19 protein-coding genes and 1 pseudogene are annotated in these 21,010 nt (G+C 61.7%); 6 read left to right on the top strand and 14 right to left on the bottom strand.

What is annotated here, in order from left to right:
* Positions 1–33: 33 nt before the first annotated feature.
* Both AC0L18_RS01705 and AC0L18_RS01700 read right to left on the bottom strand, forming a co-directional pair.
* Positions 34–360, bottom strand: a pseudogene (locus AC0L18_RS01705) (antibiotic biosynthesis monooxygenase family protein).
* A 64-nt stretch (positions 361–424) separates the two neighbouring features.
* Positions 425–1,306, bottom strand: coding sequence for an alpha/beta fold hydrolase (locus AC0L18_RS01700; RefSeq protein WP_473490355.1), 882 nt, complete (start codon positions 1,304–1,306; stop codon positions 425–427).
* Positions 1,307–1,599: 293 nt separating this feature from the next.
* Between AC0L18_RS01700 and AC0L18_RS01695 the strand changes: the two genes are divergently transcribed.
* The 3 genes from AC0L18_RS01695 (at position 1,600) to AC0L18_RS01685 (ending at position 4,264) form a co-directional block, all read left to right on the top strand.
* Positions 1,600–1,980: a c-type cytochrome gene (locus AC0L18_RS01695; RefSeq protein WP_023802551.1), complete on the top strand. Its 381-nt coding sequence runs from the start codon at positions 1,600–1,602 to the stop codon at positions 1,978–1,980.
* 111 nt (positions 1,981–2,091) lie between these two features.
* Positions 2,092–3,039, top strand: a complete 948-nt coding sequence (locus AC0L18_RS01690; protein WP_473490354.1) for a heme o synthase — start codon at positions 2,092–2,094, stop codon at positions 3,037–3,039.
* A gap of 406 nt (positions 3,040–3,445) precedes the next feature.
* On the top strand, positions 3,446–4,264 hold the full coding sequence (locus tag AC0L18_RS01685; RefSeq protein ID WP_473490353.1) for a DUF2189 domain-containing protein: 819 nt from the start codon (positions 3,446–3,448) through the stop codon (positions 4,262–4,264).
* A gap of 58 nt (positions 4,265–4,322) precedes the next feature.
* Here AC0L18_RS01685 and AC0L18_RS01680 read toward each other — a convergent pair whose 3' ends face one another.
* The 7 genes from AC0L18_RS01680 to AC0L18_RS01650 all read right to left on the bottom strand — a co-directional run bounded on the left by AC0L18_RS01680 (position 4,323) and on the right by AC0L18_RS01650 (position 10,876).
* Positions 4,323–4,796 (bottom strand): aminoacyl-tRNA deacylase, encoded by a 474-nt coding sequence (locus tag AC0L18_RS01680; RefSeq protein ID WP_473490352.1) that lies wholly within the window; start codon positions 4,794–4,796, stop codon positions 4,323–4,325.
* A gap of 179 nt (positions 4,797–4,975) precedes the next feature.
* Positions 4,976–5,380 carry a cytochrome C oxidase subunit IV family protein gene (locus AC0L18_RS01675; protein WP_023802547.1) on the bottom strand — a complete coding sequence of 135 codons (405 nt, stop codon included), beginning with the start codon at positions 5,378–5,380 and terminating at the stop codon, positions 4,976–4,978.
* 31 nt (positions 5,381–5,411) lie between these two features.
* The gene (locus AC0L18_RS01670) at positions 5,412–6,134 is read right to left on the bottom strand and encodes a heme-copper oxidase subunit III family protein (protein ID WP_128169954.1); all 723 of its coding nucleotides are present in this window, start codon (positions 6,132–6,134) and stop codon (positions 5,412–5,414) included.
* Between the two features lie 13 nt (positions 6,135–6,147).
* Positions 6,148–6,852: a cytochrome c oxidase subunit 3 gene (locus AC0L18_RS01665; protein WP_287240594.1), complete on the bottom strand. Its 705-nt coding sequence runs from the start codon at positions 6,850–6,852 to the stop codon at positions 6,148–6,150.
* Positions 6,849–8,618 carry a cytochrome c oxidase subunit I gene (gene ctaD, locus AC0L18_RS01660; protein WP_023802544.1) on the bottom strand — a complete coding sequence of 590 codons (1,770 nt, stop codon included), beginning with the start codon at positions 8,616–8,618 and terminating at the stop codon, positions 6,849–6,851. The genes AC0L18_RS01665 and ctaD overlap by 4 nt, the downstream gene beginning before the upstream one ends.
* Before the next feature lie 89 nt (positions 8,619–8,707).
* Positions 8,708–9,523, bottom strand: coding sequence for a cytochrome c oxidase subunit II (coxB, locus tag AC0L18_RS01655; protein WP_473490351.1), 816 nt, complete (start codon positions 9,521–9,523; stop codon positions 8,708–8,710).
* A gap of 444 nt (positions 9,524–9,967) precedes the next feature.
* A complete protein-coding gene (locus AC0L18_RS01650; protein ID WP_473490350.1) occupies positions 9,968–10,876 on the bottom strand; it encodes a LysR family transcriptional regulator in 909 nt (302 codons plus the stop codon).
* Positions 10,877–11,023: 147 nt separating this feature from the next.
* On the opposite strand from AC0L18_RS01650, the gene AC0L18_RS01645 reads away from it, so the two are divergent.
* Entirely contained in the window at positions 11,024–12,472 is a 1,449-nt protein-coding gene (locus AC0L18_RS01645) for an MFS transporter (RefSeq protein WP_473490443.1), read from the top strand.
* A gap of 45 nt (positions 12,473–12,517) precedes the next feature.
* Here AC0L18_RS01645 and radC read toward each other — a convergent pair whose 3' ends face one another.
* The gene (gene radC / locus AC0L18_RS01640; RefSeq protein ID WP_473490349.1) at positions 12,518–13,282 is read right to left on the bottom strand and encodes a RadC family protein; all 765 of its coding nucleotides are present in this window, start codon (positions 13,280–13,282) and stop codon (positions 12,518–12,520) included.
* Positions 13,283–13,331: 49 nt separating this feature from the next.
* On the bottom strand, positions 13,332–14,159 hold the full coding sequence (gene map, locus AC0L18_RS01635) for a type I methionyl aminopeptidase (protein ID WP_023802538.1): 828 nt from the start codon (positions 14,157–14,159) through the stop codon (positions 13,332–13,334).
* A 301-nt stretch (positions 14,160–14,460) separates the two neighbouring features.
* Between map and AC0L18_RS01630 the strand changes: the two genes are divergently transcribed.
* Positions 14,461–14,757: a DUF982 domain-containing protein gene (locus AC0L18_RS01630; RefSeq protein WP_473490348.1), complete on the top strand. Its 297-nt coding sequence runs from the start codon at positions 14,461–14,463 to the stop codon at positions 14,755–14,757.
* 109 nt (positions 14,758–14,866) lie between these two features.
* Entirely contained in the window at positions 14,867–15,526 is a 660-nt protein-coding gene (locus AC0L18_RS01625) for a DUF2161 domain-containing phosphodiesterase (protein ID WP_473490347.1), read from the top strand.
* A 58-nt stretch (positions 15,527–15,584) separates the two neighbouring features.
* Here the strand turns inward: AC0L18_RS01625 and AC0L18_RS01620 are convergent, their stop codons facing one another.
* From AC0L18_RS01620 to AC0L18_RS01610, 3 genes are read right to left on the bottom strand one after another with little or no spacing between them, the layout of a single operon-like run.
* Complete coding sequence (locus AC0L18_RS01620) at positions 15,585–17,273, bottom strand: GNAT family N-acetyltransferase (protein ID WP_473490346.1); 1,689 nt, start codon at positions 17,271–17,273, stop codon at positions 15,585–15,587.
* 21 nt (positions 17,274–17,294) lie between these two features.
* A complete protein-coding gene (locus AC0L18_RS01615) occupies positions 17,295–18,632 on the bottom strand; it encodes an HlyD family type I secretion periplasmic adaptor subunit (protein ID WP_473490345.1) in 1,338 nt (445 codons plus the stop codon).
* Positions 18,633–18,646: 14 nt separating this feature from the next.
* Entirely contained in the window at positions 18,647–20,797 is a 2,151-nt protein-coding gene (locus AC0L18_RS01610) for a type I secretion system permease/ATPase (protein WP_473490442.1), read from the bottom strand.
* Positions 20,798–21,010 lie beyond the last annotated feature (213 nt).

Raw genomic sequence — 21,010 nt, 5'->3', positions numbered from 1 at the left:
CCCTCGAGGCGGCCTTTTTTTCGCCGCGCCGCATTACTCGTGAGGCAATTGGCTGACGAGGATACGCATCACCGTTACTCGCTTGGGCAGCTCAACGAGAAACTCTTCGTCACGCGGCAGGTGGTGGATCTTGTGCGGGTCGCCGCCGGTGAAGCTCGCCATGGCATCGACGTCAGGCCAGTACGAGATCGTCACGAACTCCGTCTCTTATTCGCGATCTTCGCGAAATAACTGTACGCCGAGTGCCTTCTCCTGAAGCGGCGGAATGCCTTCGCGGCGTAGGTATGGCTCGTAGGCGTCCGCCAGATCACGGCGTGTCGTTCCCCGCCAGATCCGGGCGATTGTGGCGTTGTCGATCATGGAGTGCGCTCCTCTCGATGGGTGGTCAGCAATGGCGGAATCCGCTGCGGTGTTGTGCGGGCGATTAATGCAGGACCTTGCCCAGAAACCGTCGCACCAGTGGCAGGGCGACCTCGAAATGGGTCTCCAGCAGCCAGTGCCCTGCTTCGTTCAGCAAATGCAGCTCGGCCTCAGGGAGATCGCGCAGATAGGCGCGCGCTGCCGGCTCGGGCATGTATTCGTCCTTCGGTCCCCAGAGGATCATTGCCGGTGGCCGCCGCTCGCGCAGGTATGCCTGGTAACGAGGGAACCAGTCGAGATTAGCCTTGAGCTTCTCCATCAGTCCGACTGAAAGCGCACGGCGCACAGGCGTATCCATCAGCGGCCAATGCAACTTCCACAGATCGGGCGGGACACGTCGAGCGACGTCGTCATCGACTTCGCCTACGAACTCGGCGCGAAAGCCGTCTTCGCTCACCGCCTGTTCGAGCGGTGCACGGTTGGCTGGCGAAGGATCACGCCAGAAGCGCCGGATCGTTTCGTATTTCGGGCCAAGAGCATCGGCGTAGATGTCGCCATTCTGGATGATCAGGGCCCTGATCCGCGATGGGCGCGCTATGGCGTGGCGCAGGCCGATCTGCGAGCCGTAGTCGTGCAGCCATAACGCGTAGCTGCCGAGCTCCAGCGCGTCGGTGAACCGCTCCAGGAACGTTGCATAGGCATCAAAATCATAACCGAACCGTGCCGGATCGCCACTGTAGCCAAAGCCGGGGAAATCCGGCGCGACCGTCCGCCACCGATCGGCGAGCGCCGGCATCAGCCGGCGATATTGGAAGGATGAGCAGGGATAGCCATGCGGAAGCAGCAACACCGGCGCGGTTTCAGGACCTGCTTGTCTGTAAAAGACGGTGTCGCCGTCGATCGTGCGGGTGCCGTGGCGCACCTCCAGGTCGCTCCTGTCGTTCATACACTTCTCTGATCTTTTGATCTTCCAGATGTTTAACCGTAGCTGGTTTAACGCCATTACCCGGTATGCGTTCCGATTGCGCTCGACGCCGATCGGCCTGCCTCGTCGCCTCTGCCGCGATCCCGCGGGTCGACTTCTTCTATCTGCCGGCCGGATTCTGTGGTATGTAGATGCCGCAATTCCATGCGGGAGACGCGGATATTCCGCTCTGTCGTGCAAGGGGCGCATGACGGCGAAAGTGTCGGCAGGCGCAGATCGTCCAAGGCAGATTTGGCGATCTTGGAGGAAATGCCATGCGTGCAATCGCGTTTTTCGCAGTCGTGTCCGTTGCGACCTTTGTCACGAGCCAATCCCAGGCACAGGATGCCGCCGCCGGTGAGAAGGTCTTCGCCAAATGCAAGGTTTGTCACGTCGTTGACAAGGACCAGAACAAGGTCGGGCCGTCGCTGAGCGGCGTCATCGGCCGGACGGCCGGCACGCATCCGGGCTTCAAGTATTCTAAAGCCATGACCGAGGCGGGTAAATCCGGCGTCAAATGGGACGACGCCACGCTGACGAATTATCTTCGCGATCCCAAGGCCATGATCAAAGGTGGGAAGATGGCGTTTCCCGGCCTCAAGAAGGACGAGGATCTCGCCAACGTCATCGCCTATCTGAAGCAATTCTCCAAATGACCCGGTTCTTCCGCCAGGAAGTAACCCGGTTCTTCCGCCAGGAAGTAACCCGGTTCTTCCATCGGCCGATTGGCCGGCCAGATTGCGTGTGCCAATCGGTAGTCGCCTGAAATGTCTGCTCGGGAAAGCGGCCTCAAGGATACCGGTATCCAGATCTCTGAAGCGACGGTCAGTGATTTCTTCGCGCTTCTGAAACCACGCGTCATGGCGCTTGCTGTCTTTACCGCTTTCGTCGGCCTGATGGTGGCGCCCGGGGCGATGAATCCGGTCATCGCCGTGATTGCAATCGGTGCAATTGCGGTTGGAGCGGGAGCGGCCGGGGCACTCAACATGTGGTACGATGCCGATATTGACGCGTTGATGTCGCGCACCTCAAAGCGGCCGGTCCCGTCAGGCCGGGTCACGCCAGGCGAAGCGCTCGGCTTCGGCATGGTGCTTTCCGCACTTTCGATCATGACGCTCGGCGTGCTGGTGGGGTGGCTCGCCGCATCGCTGCTGGCCTTCACCATCTTCTTCTACGTCGTCATCTACACGATGTGGCTGAAACGCTCGACGCCGCAGAACATCGTCATAGGTGGCGCCGCGGGTGCGCTTCCTCCGGTCATCGGGTGGGCGGCCGCCACCGGCGCCGTCGGGGTTGAAAGTCTCGTCCTGTTTCTGATCATTTTCCTCTGGACGCCGCCGCATTTCTGGGCGCTCGCGCTGTTTAAGATCGGCGACTATGCTGCGGCCGGCATTCCGATGATGCCGAACGTGGCCGGCCAGGTTTCGACCAGAAAGCAAATCTTCGTCTATTCGCTGATCCTGGCGCCAATCGGCGTGCTCCCTTGGGCTGTCGGATTCGCGAGCGGATTGTACGGGATTGTTTCGGCCGCATTGGGCGCGGGTTTCATCTGGCATGCCTGGAAGCTTCTGGTCGACAAAAGATTGGCTGAAGGGTGGGAGATGAAACGCGCAAAGGCGCTGTTTGCCTATTCGATTCTCTATCTGTTCGCGATCTTTGCCGTGCTGCTTGCCGATACCGTTGCAATGCGTGTCGTCATGTCAGCCGGAGATTGACGGCATGACCTGCCTCGTGGCTGCATTGAATCCTGATGTTCTCGGATTGTTTGCCGGGTTGAGAATCGGCGATTGCTGAACGAGGTGCGTCCGAACCTGCTCAAACCTCACGTTGGCACTGCGCAGAATCCCAGCACCAGCAGAATAACTATGCCAAGGCCGAGTATAAGAACGGTCTTTCCATCCATGACCTTCACCCTTCAACCCAGCTTTGAGACTAGCGAAGAAAGGCCGTTAGAGCCAGCGGGATCACCGGAGCCGTCCCCGCAGACAAAGGGCGGCGACAAATGCCATGCAAGAGCGTATGTTGATCATGGTGCAGGTCGCGGTTTTGCGTGGCCAGTCACGCTGAACGACAGCACCGTGAAATCGCGACCTTTACCGGACCTGGTCTGGAGGAATGGTCATGGCAAGTTTTCACGTGATTGCAGGCGCCAGCGAGACGCTGGAGCACACCAGAATTCGAAAGATAGGCGTTTCCGACCTTTTCGACGCGCTCAAGCGTGGCGTCGACGATTTCATGGTCAAACCGTCGCACATCGTTTTCCTCTGCCTGATTTATCCACTTGTCGGCGTCGTGCTCGCTGTCTGGACGTCGGGCAACAACACGTTGCCGCTGTTATTTCCGCTGGTGTCTGGTTTTGCGCTGATCGGCCCGTTCGCGGCGCTCGGCCTGTATGAGATCAGCCGGAGGCGGGAGGCCGGGCTCGACGCCTCATGGAGCCACGCTTTCGAGGTCAGGAATTCTCCAGCGCTGCCGGCAATCGCGGCGGTCGGGATCATGCTGCTTGCGATCTTCGTCGCCTGGCTGTTGACCGCGCAGATATTTTATCAGCAGGTGTTCGGTCCAGCCCCGCCGGAATCACTGTCCAGCTTCATCAGTGAAATATTCGCCACCGGGCGCGGCTGGACGCTGATTATCGTTGGCCACGCGATCGGCTTCGTCTTCGCCGCGGTCGTGTTGTGCACCACGGTCGTCGCGTTCCCGTTGTTGCTCGACCGCGACGTCGGCGCCTACGAAGCCATCCATACCTCGGTGCGGGTGGTCCTGGCGAACCCGATCGTGATGGCTGTCTGGGGCCTGATTGTCGCCGTCGCCCTGATCATAGGCTCGCTGCCGGTGTTCGCCGGGCTGGCGGTGGTGCTGCCGATCCTCGGTCACGCCACCTGGCACGTCTATCGGAAAGTCGTGGAATCGCCGGCCTCCACCAGACCGGCGGACTGAAAAAATCCTGCCCTGCCGCACCGGCGAGAGGCCGCTGCGGCAGGTTGGCAAGAGCGTTTTAGTAAGCCGGGTAGCTAAAGCGGGCTTGCTGTGCGTCGCTGGTCAGGTTGCGGAAATCCTTGCCGCTGACATGCACGAGCGTCCTGTGGTCGCCACCCTCGAAATAGATATCGCCGGCATTGCCGAGGCTTTCATCGACAATCACCGGCACATCGTAGGCCGCGCCGATCGGCGGGATGGCGCCGGTGTCGCAATCCTCGAAGAGCGAAACCACCTCGTCCTCGGAGGCGAGCCCAATGCGCTGGTGCATGACGTCCTGCAATGTGCCGAGCTCGATCCTGTGCGTGCTCGGGACCACGGCCAGCGCATAGCCACCGCCGTGGTGAACCACCACCGATTTGGCCATTATGCTGCCGGGCACATGTGCCGCTAAGGCGGACTGCCTGCTTGTCGACGTGCGGTGGTGCTCGACGGTATCGTAGGAAATTCCTTTCTCGTCGATAAAGTCCTTCAATCTGTTTGCGATCGTCATCTTGAGCCTCCCTTCCTGGAGTTCACGACGGAGAACCGACGAAAATCGTTCTCCTTCTGTCGTTTTCCGGTGGTGACAAAAATGGGCCAGCTGTCGACCGTTTCAAGGCAACGCAGAGCGGGCCGTGAACAGCCCCTCCGGCCCTCGACGGGAAATGCTGCCCGAACCCGGATTGCGCGTCAGGGCTCGGCCCCAAAAAACAGCATCCGGGTGAGAAGCGTGTACTCCGATTCGAAGACCATCATTGCCACGAACACCAGCACCAGGATCGGCGGCAATATGATCGCATAGGTCAGCGCCAGCCGCTCCCAGGCCATGTGCATGAAGACCGCGACGATCAGCCCGGCCTTGAGCATCATGAAGATCAGGATCAGCGACCATCTGAGATAGCCGTGGAGGCCGACATAGTCGACCAGATAGGAGCAGGCGCTGAGGATGAACAGCCATGCCCAGACCACCAGATAGAGCCTGATCGGGTGCTCCTGATGGACCTCCGCAGGGGCAATGCCTGCTGCTGCCGCATCATGCGCTTGCGTTCCGTGCAGCGTATGTTGCCCCAGCCCGTTTGCGGTTGCTTCAGCCATATCTGCCTCTCACCAAAGCCATGTCTGCCTCTCACCAAAGATAGAAGAATGCGAAAATGAACACCCAGACCAGGTCGACGAAATGCCAGTAGAGTCCCATGATCTCGACGTGCTCGTAGCTGCCCCTGCGGCTGGTGAAGAACCCGGGCCGGCCGGTTTCGTAATCTCCGCGCCAGACCTTTCGCGCCACGATGATCAGGAAGATCACCCCGAACGTCACATGGGTGCCGTGAAAGCCGGTGATCATGAAGAAGGATGACCCGAACTGCGCCGCACCCCACGGATTGCCCCAGGGTCGTACCCCCTCGGAGATCAGCTTGGTCCATTCGAAGGCCTGCATGCCGACGAAGGTTGCGCCGAGCGCTGCGGTCAAAAGCATCAGGATCGCCGTCTTGCGGCGGTCGTGGCGGTAGCCGAAATTCACCGCCATGGCCATCGTTCCGCTGCTCGAGATCAGCACGAAGGTCATGATGGCGATAAGGATCAGTGGAATATTCGAGCCGCCGATATGAAGGGCAAAGACCTCGCTCGGATTGGGCCACGGCACTCGGGTGGACATGCGCGCGGTCATGTAGGAGAGCAGGAAGCAGCCGAAGACGAAGGTGTCGCTGAGCAGGAAGATCCACATCATGGCCTTGCCCCAGGACACGTTCTTGAACGCGCGCTGATCCGAGGACCAGTCGGCGGCGACGCCTTGCAAGCCAGCCGGCCGCGCCTGTGCTTGGCCGGTATGCGTCACTGTCGTGTCTGCCATCCGTCCGGCCCTCCTAGGTCAGCAGCTGTCGGCAAATTTCGATAAAAGTCGCGGCCCAGCCGGCCAGAAGTGCAAAAATGGCGAGCCAGACGAAAAGCAGGAAATGCCAGTACATGGCGCACAGTTCGACGCTGAGGCGAAGCCGCTCCGGCCGTGCTCCGTTCCAGGCGCCGGCAGTTGTTCTGCCCAGGCCCACCAGCCCGCCCAGTATGTGCAGCCCATGCATCCCGGTTATCAGGTAGAAAAAACTGTTGGCCGGATTGGCGGTCAGCAAGTAGCCGTCGGCGGTCAGTTCCCGCCAGGCCGCAAGCTGTCCGACCAGGAAGGCAAGCGCGGTGAGCCCAGCCGTGACGAGGCCGAGCCTGACCGCGTCGATCTCGCCCCGGCGCGCAGCGACCGAGGCGCATTGCAGCGCGATGCTGCTCAGGACCAGCACGCCGGTGTTGAACCAGAGCACGCGCGGCAGCGGCAGCGCCTGCCAGTCCGACAGCGCCATGCGCATGAAGTAGGCGCTGGTGAAAAGCGCAAACAGGCAGCCGACGACGGCGAGAAAGACGCCGAGCCCGATCTTGGCAGTCGGCAGCGCCGATCCTTCCGGGCCTATAATATCCCCGATCAAACCTTGCTCGAGCCATGGCTTGGCCATCAGCCGCTGATGGGAAAGCCACCATCCGACAAAGCCGACGATGACGAGGAGGAAGACCAGAATGACGCTCATGCCGGCTCCCTGGAGGATCCGAAGGAGCCCGGCATGTTTTGCGGGATAAAGTCCTCCTTGGCGCCCGGGACGCTGTAGTCATAGGCCCAGCGATAGACGATCGGCAGTTCCTTGCCGAAGTTGCCATGGGCGGGCGGTGTTTCGGACGTCTGCCATTCAAGCGTCGTGGCGCGCCACGGATTGCCGCCGGCCTCGCGGCCGTGGCGAATGCTCCAGATCAGATTGAACAGGAACACGATTTGGGCGAAGCCGACGAGGAACGCCATGATGCTGATGAACGCGTTCAGATCGTGGGCCGACTCGGTCATCACCGTCGTGGCGGTCAGTTCGTTGTAGCGGCGCGGCACGCCCATCAGGCCGATGTAGTGCATGGGAAAGAAAATTAGATAGGCCCCGAGGAAGGTGACCCAGAAATGGAACTGGCCCATTGCCTCGTTCAGCATCCGGCCAGTGACCTTGGGGTACCAGTGATAGATCGCCCCCAAGATCACTAGGATCGGGGCAACGCCCATGACCATATGGAAATGGGCAACGACGAACATCGTGTCCGATAGCGGAACGTCGACGACGACGTTGCCGAGAAACAGTCCGGTCAGCCCGCCATTGACGAAGGTGACGATGAAGGCCAGGGCAAAAAGCATCGGCACGGTGAGGTGGATGTCGCCGCGCCACAATGTCAGCACCCAATTGTAGACCTTGATCGCGGTCGGGACGGCAATGATCAATGTCGTGGTGGCGAAGAAGAAGCCGAAATAGGGATGCATGCCGCTGACATACATGTGGTGCGCCCAGACCACGAAGCTCAGCGCGCCGATGCCGACGATGGCCCAGACCATCATCCGGTAGCCGAAGATGTTCTTGCGCGCATGGGTGCTGATCAGGTCGGACACGATGCCGAAGGCCGGCAGCGCCACTATGTAGACCTCGGGGTGGCCGAAGAACCAGAACAGATGCTGGAACAGGATCGGGCTGCCGCCGCCGTGCTGCAGTTGTTCGCCCATCTCGACGATGGCCGGCATGAAGAAGCTGGTGCCGAGCGCACGGTCGAACAGCATCATCACGCAGGCGACAAACAGCGCCGGGAAGGCGAGCAGCGCCATGACTGTCGCGGTGAAGATACCCCAGACGGTCAGCGGCAGGCGCATCAGCGTCATGCCGCGTGTGCGGGCCTGCAGCACCGTCACGACGTAGTTCAAGCCGCCCATGGTGAAGCCGATGATGAACAGGATCAGCGAGACGAGCATCAGGATGATGCCCCAGTCCTGGCCGCCTGGTGTGCCGGTCATGATCGCCTGCGGCGGATAAAGCGTCCAGCCGGCGCCGGTCGGTCCGCCGGGCGCAAAGAAGCTCGACACCAAAACCAGCACGGCGAGCAGGTAGATCCAGTAGCTCAGCATGTTGACATAGGGAAAGACCATGTCGCGCGCGCCGACCATCAGCGGGATCAGGTAGTTGCCGAATCCGCCCAGGAACAGTGCCGTGAGCAGGTAGATCACCATGATCATGCCGTGCATGGTGATGAACTGGTAGTAGGCTTCCGGGGTGATGAAGTCGAAGGTGCCGGGGAAGCCGAGCTGCAGCCGCATCATCCAGGACAGCACCAGCGCCACCATGCCGATTGCCGTCGCCGTCGCCGAATACTGGATGGCGATGACCTTGGCGTCCTGCGAAAAGACGTACTTCGTCCACCAGCTATGCGGATGGTAGAGTTCCATCTCCGCGACTTCGGCCGGCGGTACCCCATCTGCAGGTGTGACATCGACCATATAGGAACACCTCCGTGTCCTTTTCGGCCAGGCTCGACAGTTTCGAGCCGTGCCGCAATTTCAACCCAAATCGCCGTCTTTGCCGGCGTCTACTCTGCCGAGCCCACCTGCTGGGGGGCCGACAATTGCGCAAAAGTCTGCTGTTCGCCGAGCCACGCCAGATAGTCTTCCGGCGTGTCGACCATCACCACGCCATTCATCAACGGGTGCCCCTGGCCACAAAGCTCGGCACACAGGACCTGAAAAGTTCCGGTCTTGGTCGGGGTGAACCAGAAATAGGTGACCGAGCCCGGGATCATGTCCATCTTGGCGCGGAATTCCGGCACGTAGAAATCGTGCAGCACATCGATCGAGCGGAGCAGCATCTTGACCGGCTTGCCGACCGGCAGATGCAGATCGGCGGCTTCGACGACGACATCGTCCTGGCCGTTGGCGTCACTGGAGTCTACGCCGAGAGGATTTTCAGGGCTGACGTTGCGGGTGTCGGACGTGCCGAGCTTGCCGTCCTTGCCGGGCAAGCGGAAACTCCACTGCCATTGCTGGCCGACGACTTCGACCTCGGTTGCGTCGCTTGGGACGCTGACGAACTGGCTCCAGACGAACAGGCCGGGAACCAGCATGGCGGTGACGCCGATTGCGGTGACGATCGTCAGCCACCATTCGAGCCGCTTGTTCTCGGGTTCGTATGCAGCCTGGTTGCCCTCCCGGTGACGGAAGCGGAAGACGCAATAAGCCATGAATAGGACGACGGCGGCGAAGACGACGCCGGTGATCCAGAAGGTGATGATGATGGTGTTGTCGATATAGTCCCAATTAGAGGCAATCGGCGTCCACCACCATGGGCTCAGGAAGTGGAACAACACTGAGCCCACAACTACCAAAACGAGTACAAGCGCTATGGCCATATCCCGTTCCTCCCGGCATTCCAAGGGCGCGAAGCCGTCCCAGGAAATGCCAAATGCATCATAGCTCGATTTCCGGTCGAAATTCTAGTGCGGTCTTCCCGTCAGACGAAAACGCAATGGCGATGATGTGGAAGAACCCAAGAAGAAGAAGGCTGCGGCGAAGAAAAAACCTGCTGGGGCACCGAACAACACGGCGTCCTGCCGGATCGTGAAAGGCCGCCGGCTCGCGGGGGAGGAGGCTGGTTCGGGATTGTGCCGACGAGATCAGGCGATTGGTTTCCGCCAGACCGGCTCCTGCTGTCCTGGCGATTCGGCTGCTGTCGGGGCGAGGCGAGGCCGTTTTCGACCTAACCGGGTTCAGCGAGGCGGTCGGTCGGAATCGCCGGCACCTGCAACATAGAGTTGCTGTGATCGAATCAGCAACGCTCCCTTGACCGCTACGCTTTAAGAGATCCAGTGGGCTTTTCCGGTGCAAACGTCTCGAACGCAGACGCGCAGCCACCGGTGCGCCGGATCGGCATCCAGCCGCGGGTGCCACAAAAGTGAGACCGCGATTTCCGGCAGGGGAACCGGCAGAGGGAACCAGACCATTCCATCGCGCAGGTTTCCCGTATAGCGTTCGGGAACGCTGGCGATCAGGTCTGAGGCACGCGCCAGAGCCAGAGCTTCCGAAAAGCCGCTGACGACCGTCACGATCTCCCGTTTCAACCCTAACGGCGCAAGGGCATCGTCGATCGGTCCCCTGTCGAGTCCGCGACGGGAGATGAGGATGTGCCGGCCGGCTGCGTAGCGGGCAGGGGTCATCGTGACCTCGCACAATGGATGTCCCATCCGCACGACGCCGACGAAACGATCACGGAACAGCGCTTGCGCGCGCATCTCCGGTCCCGTGGCCTTTCCGACAACGCCGGTTTCCAGGTCTACGCTACCGTCGCGCAGAGGCGTGCTGTCCTTGTCCGGCTTCAGCACAAAACGCAGCCGCACGCCCGGTGCTTGTTCGCCGACGCGCGCAATGAGATCCGGCCCGAAATTCTCGACAAAGCCATCCCTGTTTCTAAGCGTGAAGGTCCGCTCAAGCCGTTTCAGGTCGAGCATCTCGACAGGACGCAAAACGGCTTCGGCGTTCTGCACAAGCTGACCGACGCGCTCGCGGAGCTCGAGGGCCCGAGGTGTCGGAACGAGGCCGCGTCCGGCCCTGACCAGCAGCGGATCGCCCGTCGTCTCACGCAATCGCGCCAGCGCCCGGCTCATCGCCGACGGGCTCAGCCGCAGCCTTCTGGCGGCGCGCGCCACGCTGCCTTCCGTCAACAACACGTCAAGCGTGACAAGCAGATTGAGGTCGGGATGCGACATATGATGATCGTAGCATGGCCGGAACAATCTGACATGTCGTCAAACGCAATGATTACGTGCAAATGATGCGCCTTCCGCCATCTCAAGCAAAGGACTACCTGTCTGCCAGCTCCGTTTCGGGAGTCGCGCCAGAAAACGGAGTTCATGTTGAAGCCAATCGATGCAGCACGGGCAGTCGCCGAAAATCCAGAACGGGCACCTGCGGTTCGCTGGGCGCTCGCCAGCCTTTCGCTATCGATGTTGCTGTCCTCGCTCGGCATCAGCATCGCCAATGTCGCCTTGCCGACGTTGACGCAGGCGTTCGACGCCTCGTTCCAGGAGGTCCAGTGGATCGTGCTGGCTTACCTCCTCGCCATCACCACCCTGATCGTCAGCGTCGGGCGACTGGGTGACATCACCGGTCGCCGGCGGCTGCTGCTGGCCGGGCTGTTCCTGTTTACGGTGGCCTCGGTCCTGTGTGGCGTTGCGCCGACGCTCTGGCTGCTGATTGCAGCCCGGGCGGCCCAGGGCTTGGCGGCGGCCATCATGATGACCCTGACCATGGCTTTTGTCGGTGAGACGGTGCCGAAGGCAAGGACCGGCAGCGCCATGGGGCTGCTCGGAACGATGTCGGCGATCGGCACCGCTCTCGGTCCCTCGCTCGGCGGTCTGCTGATTGCCGGAGCCGGTTGGCGGGCGATCTTCCTCGTCAACGTGCCACTGGGCTTGCTGGCATTTTGTCTCGCCTACCGCTATCTGCCGGCTGATCGCCCGGTGCCGAAGACGGATCGGGCCGGCTTCGACGTTGTCGGCACGCTGCTGCTTGCCCTGACGCTTGGCGCCTATGCGCTCGCGATGACGATCGGGCGTGGCAGTTTTGGTCAGCTCAACCTGGCTCTATTCGTGGCTGCAGTCTTCGCGGCCGGTTTGTTTGTGCTTGTCGAGGCGAGAGTGGCGTCGCCTTTGATCCGATTGGCCGCTTTCGGCAATACGACGTTGAGCGCGAGCCTCGCCATGAGCGCGCTCGTGGCGACGGTGATGATGGCGACATTGGTGGTCGGGCCGTTCTATCTGTCTCGTGCGCTCGGGCTCGACGCCGCTGTTGTTGGCATCGTCATGTCGGTCGGTCCGCTTGTCGCCGCGCTGACAGGTGTGCCGGCTGGTCGCATAGCCGACCGTTTTGGCGCTGGGCGCATGACCATCATTGGGCTTATCGCGATAGCCGCCGGTTGCTTCATTCTATCCGTGATGCCGGCAATATCGGGCATCCCTGGCTACATCGCCCCGATCGCCGTCATCACATCTGGCTATGCGCTGTTTCAAACGGCAAACAACACCGCTGTCATGTCGGATATCCGCCCGGACCAGCGGGGCGTCATTTCCGGCTTGCTCAATTTGTCGCGCAATCTCGGGCTCATCACCGGCGCATCCGTCATGGGCGCTGTGTTCGCATTCGCCTCAGAGGCCATCGACATCGCAACGGCGCGGCCCGACGCCGTCGCGACCGGTATGCGGATCACGTTTGCAGTCGCGGCAATACTGATCATCGTCGCGCTCGTCGTTGCGGTCGGAGGCCGCGTTCTCGCGGCACGCCCGTCGCTGCCTGGCGTGTCATGACTCGAGACCGGACGCTTTGGGGCCGATGCTTGTCCAAACAGGGCGTCAGATCAGCAGCAGGCCCTTCATGCTGGCATGACCCTTCTTGCCGATGATGATGTGATCGTGGACGGCGATGCCGAGCGGTTTGGCCGTCTCGATGACCAGCTTGGTCATCTCGATGTCGGCGCGCGACGGCGTCGGGTCGCCTGACGGATGATTATGCGCCAGAATGATCGCCGTGGCGGAGAGTTCGAGCGCCCGCTTGACCACTTCGCGCGGATAGACCGGCGTGTGGTCGACGGTGCCGACCTGCTGCACCTCGTCGGCGATCAGCGCGTTCTTCTTGTCGAGAAACAGGATACGGAACTGCTCGCGCTCCTCGAAGGCCATAACCGACCGGCAGTATCCGAGAACCTGCGTCCAGGACGACAGGACCTCGCGGCCCTTGATCTCGCTACGCGCCGCGCGTTGGGCGGCCGCGGCAACGATCTTCAGATCGAGTGCCACTGCCGGACCGATACCGCTGACCTCCTCAAGCCGTGCGACGGAGGCGCCAAGCACCTCGGCCAGCGTGCCGAAGCGTGCCAGCAATGCCTTGGCGACGGGCTTGGTGTCGGCGCGGGGGATCAGGCGAAACAGCAAGAGCTCCAGCAATTCGTAGTCGGGGAGGGCGTCGGAACCGGCCGCAAACCGTTGGCGCAAGCGGTCGCGATGGCCGAGATAGTGCGGCTTTTCGGGCGACTTATCGACCGAATTGGCTTTCGCGAGCGGTTTTATCGGTGTTTCGGGAAAGAAGATCCGTTCGTCATCGTCGCTGGTCTTTCCCATAGGCCGCCTGCATTGTCTTGACCGGAAAGATCCGGCCCTCGCGCAAACACTATGCTGGCAGGCCGGGGCGGTCGAGGTTTTTTGGCGACAGCGTGAAAATCTCGCATCCGGTCTCGGTGACGCCGATCGTGTGCTCGTACTGCGCCGACAGCGAGCGGTCGCGTGTCACCGCCGTCCAGCCATCCGACAGCACTTTTACGTGCGGCCGGCCGAGATTGATCATCGGTTCGACGGTGAAGATCATGCCCGGCCGCATCTCGACGCCCTCGCTGGCGCTGCCATAGTGCAGGATGTTCGGCGCATCGTGAAAGAGCTGGCCGACGCCGTGGCCGCAGAAATCGCGCACCACCGAGCAGCGCTCGGCTTCGGCATAGGTCTGGATGGCGGCGCCGATGGCGCCGGTGCGGGCGCCGGGCCTGATCGCGGCGATGCCGCGCATCAGGCATTCATGCGTGACCTCGAGCAGGCGCTCGGCGGCGCGCTTGATCGTGCCCACCGGATACATGCGCGAGGAATCGCCATGCCAGCCGTCGAGGATGTAAGTGACATCTATGTTGACGATGTCGCCGTCCTTCAACGGCTTGCTGTCGGGGATGCCATGGCAGACGACGTGGTTGATCGAGGTGCAGGATGACTTGGTGTAGCCGCGATAGTTGAGCGTCGCCGGCAATGCGCCGTGATCCATGCCGAACTCGAAGACGAAGCGGTCGATGGTTTCGGTGGTGACGCCCGGCGCGACGATCGACACCAGTTCGTCGAGGCAGCGCGCGGTGAGATCGCAGGCCTTGCGCATGCCGGCAAAGCCTTCTTCGCCATAGAGGCGGATCTGGCCGGTGTTTCTGAGCGGTGCCGTGGCGGCGTCGAGATAGGTGACCATTGTGTCCGTCTTGCCGGGTGAAAGGGCTTCTGTTGAGCCCGCGAGAAAAGTCCTCCAGATTTGGCACCGGACGGCGCCAGGTTCAAGGACGAACTGCCGGCGATTGGGCTCAAGCCGGCGATATTCATGCTTTGCGGCTTCATCTTGTGCGTGTTCGGCCCCATGCCGGGCCGTTCGTCCGCACTGACGACATATTTTGTGAGCAAGAAGTTTCTGGGCAAGAAGCGGAGCCTAAGCGGAAAGCTGGTCAAAGCAACTTTTTGCGGCGAGTGGCGTTGCTGCGCGTTCTGGAGAGATAGGAATGGACAGATTGCAATTCGAGGTGCCGGTGCGCATCACGACCGCGCCTGGCCTGCCGGTTGAGGAAATATACAGCGTCGAACAGGCGCTGGATTTCCTGCAAGGCTGGCCGGTTCGCCGCCAGGGCCCAGTCTATCAGGCTGCGTTCAACGCCTGCTTCGGCGCCACCGTCGACCTGGTCGAGACCGAGGCGGCTTGCCGGGCGCTCATGGCATTCTGCCGGGTGAGCCGCCTGCTGGCCAGGGATATGATGGTTCCGCGCAAGCGCGGAGGCGAGGCGAGGAGGCTGAGGGCTTAACGCCGAGCGGGCAAGTCCCAGCAAATTGCGTGATGCATAGCTTGCCCTCGGTGGTAACGCCTGTCGGGGATGCTGTGCCAACCAGCCACGAATCGGCTATGCCTGCGGCATGCAGGAAACGTCTCTTTACATGCCGGTGAAGCGGTTTCTTGAGAGTCTGGACTTCACTGTCAAAGGCGAGGTTGGCGGCTGCGACGTTGTTGGACTGCGTGACGGCGAGCCGCCCGTGCTCGTCATCTGCGAATTGAAGCTGCAGTTCAACCTCGAACTCATTCTTCAAGGTGTTGACCGTGCTGCGTCATGCGATGAGGTCTGGCTCGCGGCGAGGATGTCAAGTCGAGGCAAGGGCCGCGAGCACGATCGCCGGTTCCGTGCGCTGTGCCGGCGGCTCGGCTTCGGCCTTCTCGGGGTTGGCTCCGCCGGCAACGTCGAATTGCTGCTCAGTCCGGCCGCCTTGTCGCCCCGGCGAGACCCGAGGCGAAGATCGCGCCTGGTGGACGAGCATCGGCGCCGGCGCGGCGACCCTGTAGTCGGCGGCGGCTCGCGTACGCCGGTCATGACCGCTTACCGGCAGGACGCGCTGGCCTGCGCCGCTGCCATGGTCGACGGCCCAAAACGCCCGCGCGATCTGAAAACCATTTCGCCACGCGCCGCCAATATCCTGCTTCACAATGTCTATGGCTGGTTCGCTAGGGCCGAGCGCGGCGTCTATGCGCTTACCGACGTTGGCCGTGCTGCGCTACAGCGCTGGCCTCAATCGGCTTCATGACGAGGCAGCACGAGTCGTTTGAGCGACTTGCAGCGGCAGGCAGGCAACGACGCCCTCGTCAAGCCACGGAAGAGGTGGAGCGGCTTGCGGTTGCCGGCCGCGCAACCGTGAGCAGAGTCGTCAGCCCCAGCGGCAATGACGGCTGGATGACGGGCTTCTCGCGCTCGGGTTTCTTTAGAATGTAGGGCGCCTTGGCTGTCCTCAGCTGCTGCAATTGTCGCCGGGCCTTGGCGCGCAGGGCGGTTTCCGCGGGGGCGGGCGATCCATTCTCAAGGACCAGAGTGAAAGCCTGGGCCGCCTCATCCGTCCGCTGCAGGGCGAGAAGGCTGCGGCCCAGGGCATAACGCGCTAGAATGAGGCCTGGATTGAGGTCCGTTGCTCGCCCAAACGACTCGATGGCTGCGGAGTGGGCGTTTAGCGACTGCTGCGCAATGCCCAGGCAAAGCCAGGCGTTTACAGATTGCGGCGACATCGCTGCAAGCGCGCCGAAGCATTCCGCAGCCTGACGGTGATCGCCCTTGGTGCCCAGAACGTGACCGAGCCCGTACAGGGCCTGATCATGCGTCGGCTCGGTGTTCAGGATCTGGCGATAGATGTTTTCGGCCTGGATGATCCAACCCTTCTTGTGGAGGCCGGCCGCCTGCTGCAACGCGCCGACCAAGGATCGCCTGTCCAACTGGTCGCCAAGGTTCCGGCCGGTTTTGGTCCGCACAAGAGTGCAGTTGAGGACGGTTTCGTGGGTGCCGAAGGAATATTTGTAAGGTTCGTTGCCGCGCAGGAAATCATATGTCCGGAAACCGCTCTCTATCGCGCGGCGGATGCAATAACCGTGCAGGACCAGTCCCGACGGCAGCATGTCGGCCGTCTCGTCGCGCCCGACCATGTGGAACAGCATGCTCTTCTTGACCGGATCGAGGAAGATCGCGAGAGCGCTCAAGGGCCGGTAGCCGTGCCAAAGTACAGGCACAAACAGCGTGCCCCGTTCGAAAGCTTGCCTGAACAGCGATCGGTTGCTCTTGACCAGGCCGGGAACGAGATTCCCCTTTCGCGGCGTCCACTTGATGCGCCAGAACTCGAGCAGGATGTCGATATCGCGCTCGATGGTAGAGGCGTCGGCATGCGTTATGCGAAACTCGTCAGAGTTCTCCAGCTTCCGGAGAAATCTCCGCATCTTTTGGCGGGTGTTGGCGCTGAGATTGTGCAGAAGATAATCTTCCCATGAGGACGGGAGGTCGATCGCCGGGCATATGCAGTTGTCAACATTGTCAACCTGGTTGACGCGCCGCATCCGACGCATCGTCAGCCGATTGTCGGAAAGCTGCTCCATCAGCCAGCCTGTCCTGCGTTCCGACATCCGCAGGTTTTCCAGATGCAGGCTGGCCCAATGCATCGTCTTCAGATGCTTGGCGAAAACGGCGATGGCCCGGTAGGCGTATTCCGGCGCGCAGAGGATGCCGGTATAATCGGCTGCAAGGTTCCCCCCCATATACACTTCATGGTAGATTTCGCCGGTTTTTTTCCTCATGCTGGTGCGCAGCCGGAGCGGCAGAAGCGCGACATAGGGAGAGCCCGGCGGCCCCTTGCGTGCCGCCAAAATGAACCATTCACCGTCGAAGCGTCGAAGATAGTGGGAAAGAAAGTCCCACGAGACGAAGAAATGCGCGTCGGGATCCCTGGCGTAGAGGTCGTCCCAGTTGTCGCGAAGCCCGTTCAGTTCTTCCGGGCGTGTCAAGACGTCGATTTGCATACTTACCCCCCGCCTCTACGGTCAGCGCTCATTAAATGCCCTAGCCATGCTGTCTTTGATCGGCTTGGACAGGTAGCTGAAAAAGGTCCGCTCCGCCGTCTGGATGAGAATTTCAGCGGGCATGCCTGGCGTCGGAACAAATCCAGGCACGCGAGCCAGTTCGCTGACTGGCAGGTTGACGCGCGCCAAATAGACCTCCTTTGCGGTCGGACCGGAAGCGTCGGGGAGCGAGTCGGCAGAGACGTAGTAGACTTCGCCGTTCAGAACCGGCGTCGTGCGCGCGTTGAGCGCGACCAGCCGTACCGTCGCCTTTTGTCCGACCTTGACATTGTCGATCTCGGTGCGAGGCACCTGCGCTTCTATGATAAGCGGCACATTCGCCGGCAAGATCTCCATGATGCTCTTGCCGCTCTCGATCACGCCGCCGGACGTGTGGTAGAATAACCGCACGACAGTGCCCGAAACCGGCGCATTGATCGTCGCTCGGCGCAGCACGTTTTGCGCCTCGCGGGACTGTTCACGGATGCTGTCCAGTTCGGTTTCAACGCCCTCGAGCTCGTCGAGCGCCGCCTGGCGGTAGGCGTTTTCTGTCTGCCGCATCTCCTGTTCGTGCTTGACGACCTGGGCGCCGGTCTCGGATATCTCGGCTGAGAGCCGCCCCATCTGCCCTTCGGCATCTGCTATGGCGCGCTGAATCGCCTTGATCTCGGTCGCGCGGATCAATCCTTGGTCGAGCAGGGTCTTCTTGCCGGTATACTCCTCGCGTAGCAGACCGAGCTGTATCGTGACCGCTTTCAGCAACTGCTCATAACCGCCCGCCCGGAACTTCAGGGCGCCGATGTTCTGGTCGAGCAATCGGATCTCGCTGCTCATTTTGGTGCGCGAGCCCTCGAAGTTGAGACGCTGGCTATGCACGATCGAAGCAATTTCCGGGTCGTCGCGATTTTCGGTTATTGTGGCCGGGAACTCTATAGTCTCCGCCCCGTGCACCTCGGCGGTCAAGCGCGCCACGATCGCTTCAAGGCGCGCCTGGCGGAAGAACAACTGCCGTTCCTTTGCCCGCGCGGCCGTTTCGTCGAGCAGCACCAAAGGCTGATTGGTTACGACATGGTCGCCTTCGCTAACCAGAAGCTGCTTGATGATACCCCCTTCGAGGTGCTGGATGATCTTGTTCTGCCCAGTGGCCACGAAGCTTCCTTGCGCGACGATCGCGGCTGCGAGCGGTGCCGTGAATGCCCAGGTGCCAAATCCGCCGAAGGTGACGGCCATCAGCAGCAATCCGGCGGTCGTCTGCTTCCAAATGGAACGCGGAACGGCGCCATACCATTGAGCGTCTTCGATCTTGGCTATTTCCTTCACGGCCGCTCTCTCTCTCATTTGACCTGAATATTGGCAAAATGGCCGCCATCGAGGCTCATGCCGCGCGCCGCCAAAGCCTGGAGCACGTCCTGACGCAGCCCGAAAAGAGCCACGGTGCCGTTGACGAGCACCAGGATCTTATCCACGGTCTGCAGCAAAGCAGGCCGCTGCGTGATCGTCACCATCGTGATCTTTTGCTCTTTGGCTTGCTGTAGAGCGCGCGACAAAGCCAACTCGCCAGCGGTGTCGAGGTTCGAATTCGGCTCGTCGAGGACCACCAGTTTCGGGCTGCCGAAAAAGGCGCGCGCCAGAGCGATACGCTGCTTCTGCCCGCCAGAAAGCGGCGCGCCATCGGCGGCGACAAAGGTTTCGTAGCCATGCGGGAGCGAGGCGATCAGTTCGTGCACGTCGGCCAGCTTGGCGGCTTCGTAAATTGCGCCATCGTCGACGTCTTCGCGCATTCTGGCGATGTTCGCCTTGATCGACCCCGGGAAAAGCTGCACGTCCTGGGGAAGGTAGCCGATGCTTTCACCAAATTGCCGCTGATCCCAGTTCCGCAGGTCCATCAGGTCGAGCCGCACGCTTCCCGAAGTTGGAAGGATCGAGCCGACGAGCATTTTGCCCAGGGTCGTTTTACCGGCGCCCGAATTGCCGATGATCGCCAGCGAGTCTCCGGCCTCCAGCCCAAAGCCGATGCCATTGAGCACGACACGTTTGGTTCCTTGCGGCACGAACAGCAGCCGCTCGACATCGAGGCGCCCTTCCGGACGCGGCAGCTTCAGGCGTTCGAAGTTCAGCGGGGATTCCTTCAGCAGCGCACTGATGCGGCCAAAGGCGGCGCGTGACTGCACAACCTGGTTCCACCCTTCAATCGCACCCTCGATCGGGCCAAGTGCGCGACCGGCAATGATTGACGCGGCGATGACCATGCCGCCGGTGACCGAGCCTTCGATGGCCAGATAGGCGCCCCAGCCGAGCATTATGACCTGAGTCAGCAGCCGGACGCCCTTGGAAAGAGAAGCAAAGGCTATGTTTCGGTCCTGGGCTATGACCTGCCATCTGAGCGAGTTGCCGGTATCCTTGCCCCAGATCCACACGGCTTCCGGGATCATCGCGAGCGCGTTGATGATCTGCGAGTTGCGCGACATCGAATCGACGTGGAGGTTGGCTTTGGTTTGGCTTGTGTTGGCCTCGCCGAACGGCTTGGCGGTTGCGCGCTGGTTGGCGAGCGTGATGGCCAGCAGCAGCAGCGCCGTCGCCACGACGATGAAGCCGAGGTCGGGGTGGATCAGGAATATCGCCAGCATGAACAACGGGGCCATCGGCGCATCGAGAAGAGACAGCAACGTGGCGGACACCAGAAACGTGCGCAGCTGCTGAAGATCCCCCAGCGTCTGATATTCGCGCCCATTGCTGTGCAGTGAAGCCCTGGCGGCTGCGCTGAGGATTGGTCCGCCCAGTTGGGCGGCGACCTCGACCGCTGTGCGCATGAGGATGAAGCGCCGGATGGCGTCAAAAATCGACTGCAGGATGACTGCGCCGACGATCACGATCGTCAGCATCACCAGGGTGTCGACCGAGCGGCTCGTCAGCACGCGATCCGAAATCTGGAAGAGGTAGACAGGTATCGCCAGCACCAGCACGTTGGTCGCGATCGTGAAGATCATCACTGCGATGAGGTTCTTCTTGACCGCGCGAAGGCCGGCCGTGAGGCTTGCCGAGAGATCGACCGGGCCGAGACGCTTGTGGAATGCGCCGCCGCCGCCGCCATTGCCGCCGCCACCGCCGCCCCCCTTGCCGGTTCCGGTCGGGCCGCCGCCGCCAGGCACTTCCCGGGCAAGCAAGGGACCGCGGTCGCCCTCGATTGTCACGCCGGGCAGAACCGGCTTGTTCTTCATCTCCTGCGTGGGCGGCTCTACTCGCGCGCTCGGCTCGTGCTGCTTGCCGGGCGCGTCCTTCGGAGCGTTGGGCGTCTTGCGTTCCAATATTTCCGGCTCCGGCTTGCGCGCCGGTTCTTCCTTTGGCGGTACGGCGCGCTGGGCCGGCTCGGAGATCCGAGGGCCTGGTGGCCGGATCTCCTGCGTGGACGGCCCTACTCGCGCGCTCGGCTGGTCCTGCTTGCCGGGCGCGTCCTTCGGCGCGTTCGGCATCTTCCGTTCCAGCATTTCCTCCTCGGGCTTGCGCGCCGGCTCTTCCTTTGGTGATACGTCGCGCTGGGCCGGCTCGGAAATCCGAGGGCTCGGTGGCCGCATCTCCTGCGTGGGCGGCTCGCCTCCTCGCGCGCTCGGCTGGTCCTGCTTGCCGGGCGCGTCCTTCGGTGCGTTCGGCGTCTTGCGTTCCAATATTTCCGGCTCGGGCCTGCGCGCCGGCTCTTCCTT

The sequence above is a fragment of the Mesorhizobium sp. WSM4819 genome (assembly GCF_055811215.1).
Note: the sequence above shows the minus strand (reverse complement) of the source record. Positions and strands in the feature narration are given on the sequence as shown.

Excerpts from the sequence above, each read along its gene's own strand:
- AC0L18_RS01695 (WP_023802551.1), top strand. The coding sequence starts at position 1,600 with ATGCGTGCAATCGCGTTTTTCGCAGTCGTGTCCGTTGCGACCTTTGTC.
- AC0L18_RS01680 (WP_473490352.1), bottom strand. The coding sequence starts at position 4,796 with ATGACGATCGCAAACAGATTGAAGGACTTTATCGACGAGAAAGGAATT.
- AC0L18_RS01675 (WP_023802547.1), bottom strand. The coding sequence starts at position 5,380 with ATGGCTGAAGCAACCGCAAACGGGCTGGGGCAACATACGCTGCACGGA.
- map (WP_023802538.1), bottom strand. The coding sequence starts at position 14,159 with ATGGTCACCTATCTCGACGCCGCCACGGCACCGCTCAGAAACACCGGC.
- radC (WP_473490349.1), bottom strand. The coding sequence starts at position 13,282 with ATGGGAAAGACCAGCGACGATGACGAACGGATCTTCTTTCCCGAAACA.
- AC0L18_RS01700 (WP_473490355.1), bottom strand. The coding sequence starts at position 1,306 with ATGAACGACAGGAGCGACCTGGAGGTGCGCCACGGCACCCGCACGATC.
- ctaD (WP_023802544.1), bottom strand. The coding sequence starts at position 8,618 with ATGGTCGATGTCACACCTGCAGATGGGGTACCGCCGGCCGAAGTCGCG.
- AC0L18_RS01620 (WP_473490346.1), bottom strand. The coding sequence starts at position 17,273 with ATGCAAATCGACGTCTTGACACGCCCGGAAGAACTGAACGGGCTTCGC.
- AC0L18_RS01610 (WP_473490442.1), bottom strand. The coding sequence starts at position 20,797 with ATGCTGGAACGGAAGATGCCGAACGCGCCGAAGGACGCGCCCGGCAAG.
- AC0L18_RS01650 (WP_473490350.1), bottom strand. The coding sequence starts at position 10,876 with ATGTCGCATCCCGACCTCAATCTGCTTGTCACGCTTGACGTGTTGTTG.
- AC0L18_RS01670 (WP_128169954.1), bottom strand. The coding sequence starts at position 6,134 with ATGGCAGACACGACAGTGACGCATACCGGCCAAGCACAGGCGCGGCCG.
- AC0L18_RS01685 (WP_473490353.1), top strand. The coding sequence starts at position 3,446 with ATGGCAAGTTTTCACGTGATTGCAGGCGCCAGCGAGACGCTGGAGCAC.
- AC0L18_RS01625 (WP_473490347.1), top strand. The coding sequence starts at position 14,867 with ATGCAGGAAACGTCTCTTTACATGCCGGTGAAGCGGTTTCTTGAGAGT.
- coxB (WP_473490351.1), bottom strand. The coding sequence starts at position 9,523 with ATGGCCATAGCGCTTGTACTCGTTTTGGTAGTTGTGGGCTCAGTGTTG.
- AC0L18_RS01690 (WP_473490354.1), top strand. The coding sequence starts at position 2,092 with ATGTCTGCTCGGGAAAGCGGCCTCAAGGATACCGGTATCCAGATCTCT.
- AC0L18_RS01630 (WP_473490348.1), top strand. The coding sequence starts at position 14,461 with ATGGACAGATTGCAATTCGAGGTGCCGGTGCGCATCACGACCGCGCCT.
- AC0L18_RS01665 (WP_287240594.1), bottom strand. The coding sequence starts at position 6,852 with ATGAGCGTCATTCTGGTCTTCCTCCTCGTCATCGTCGGCTTTGTCGGA.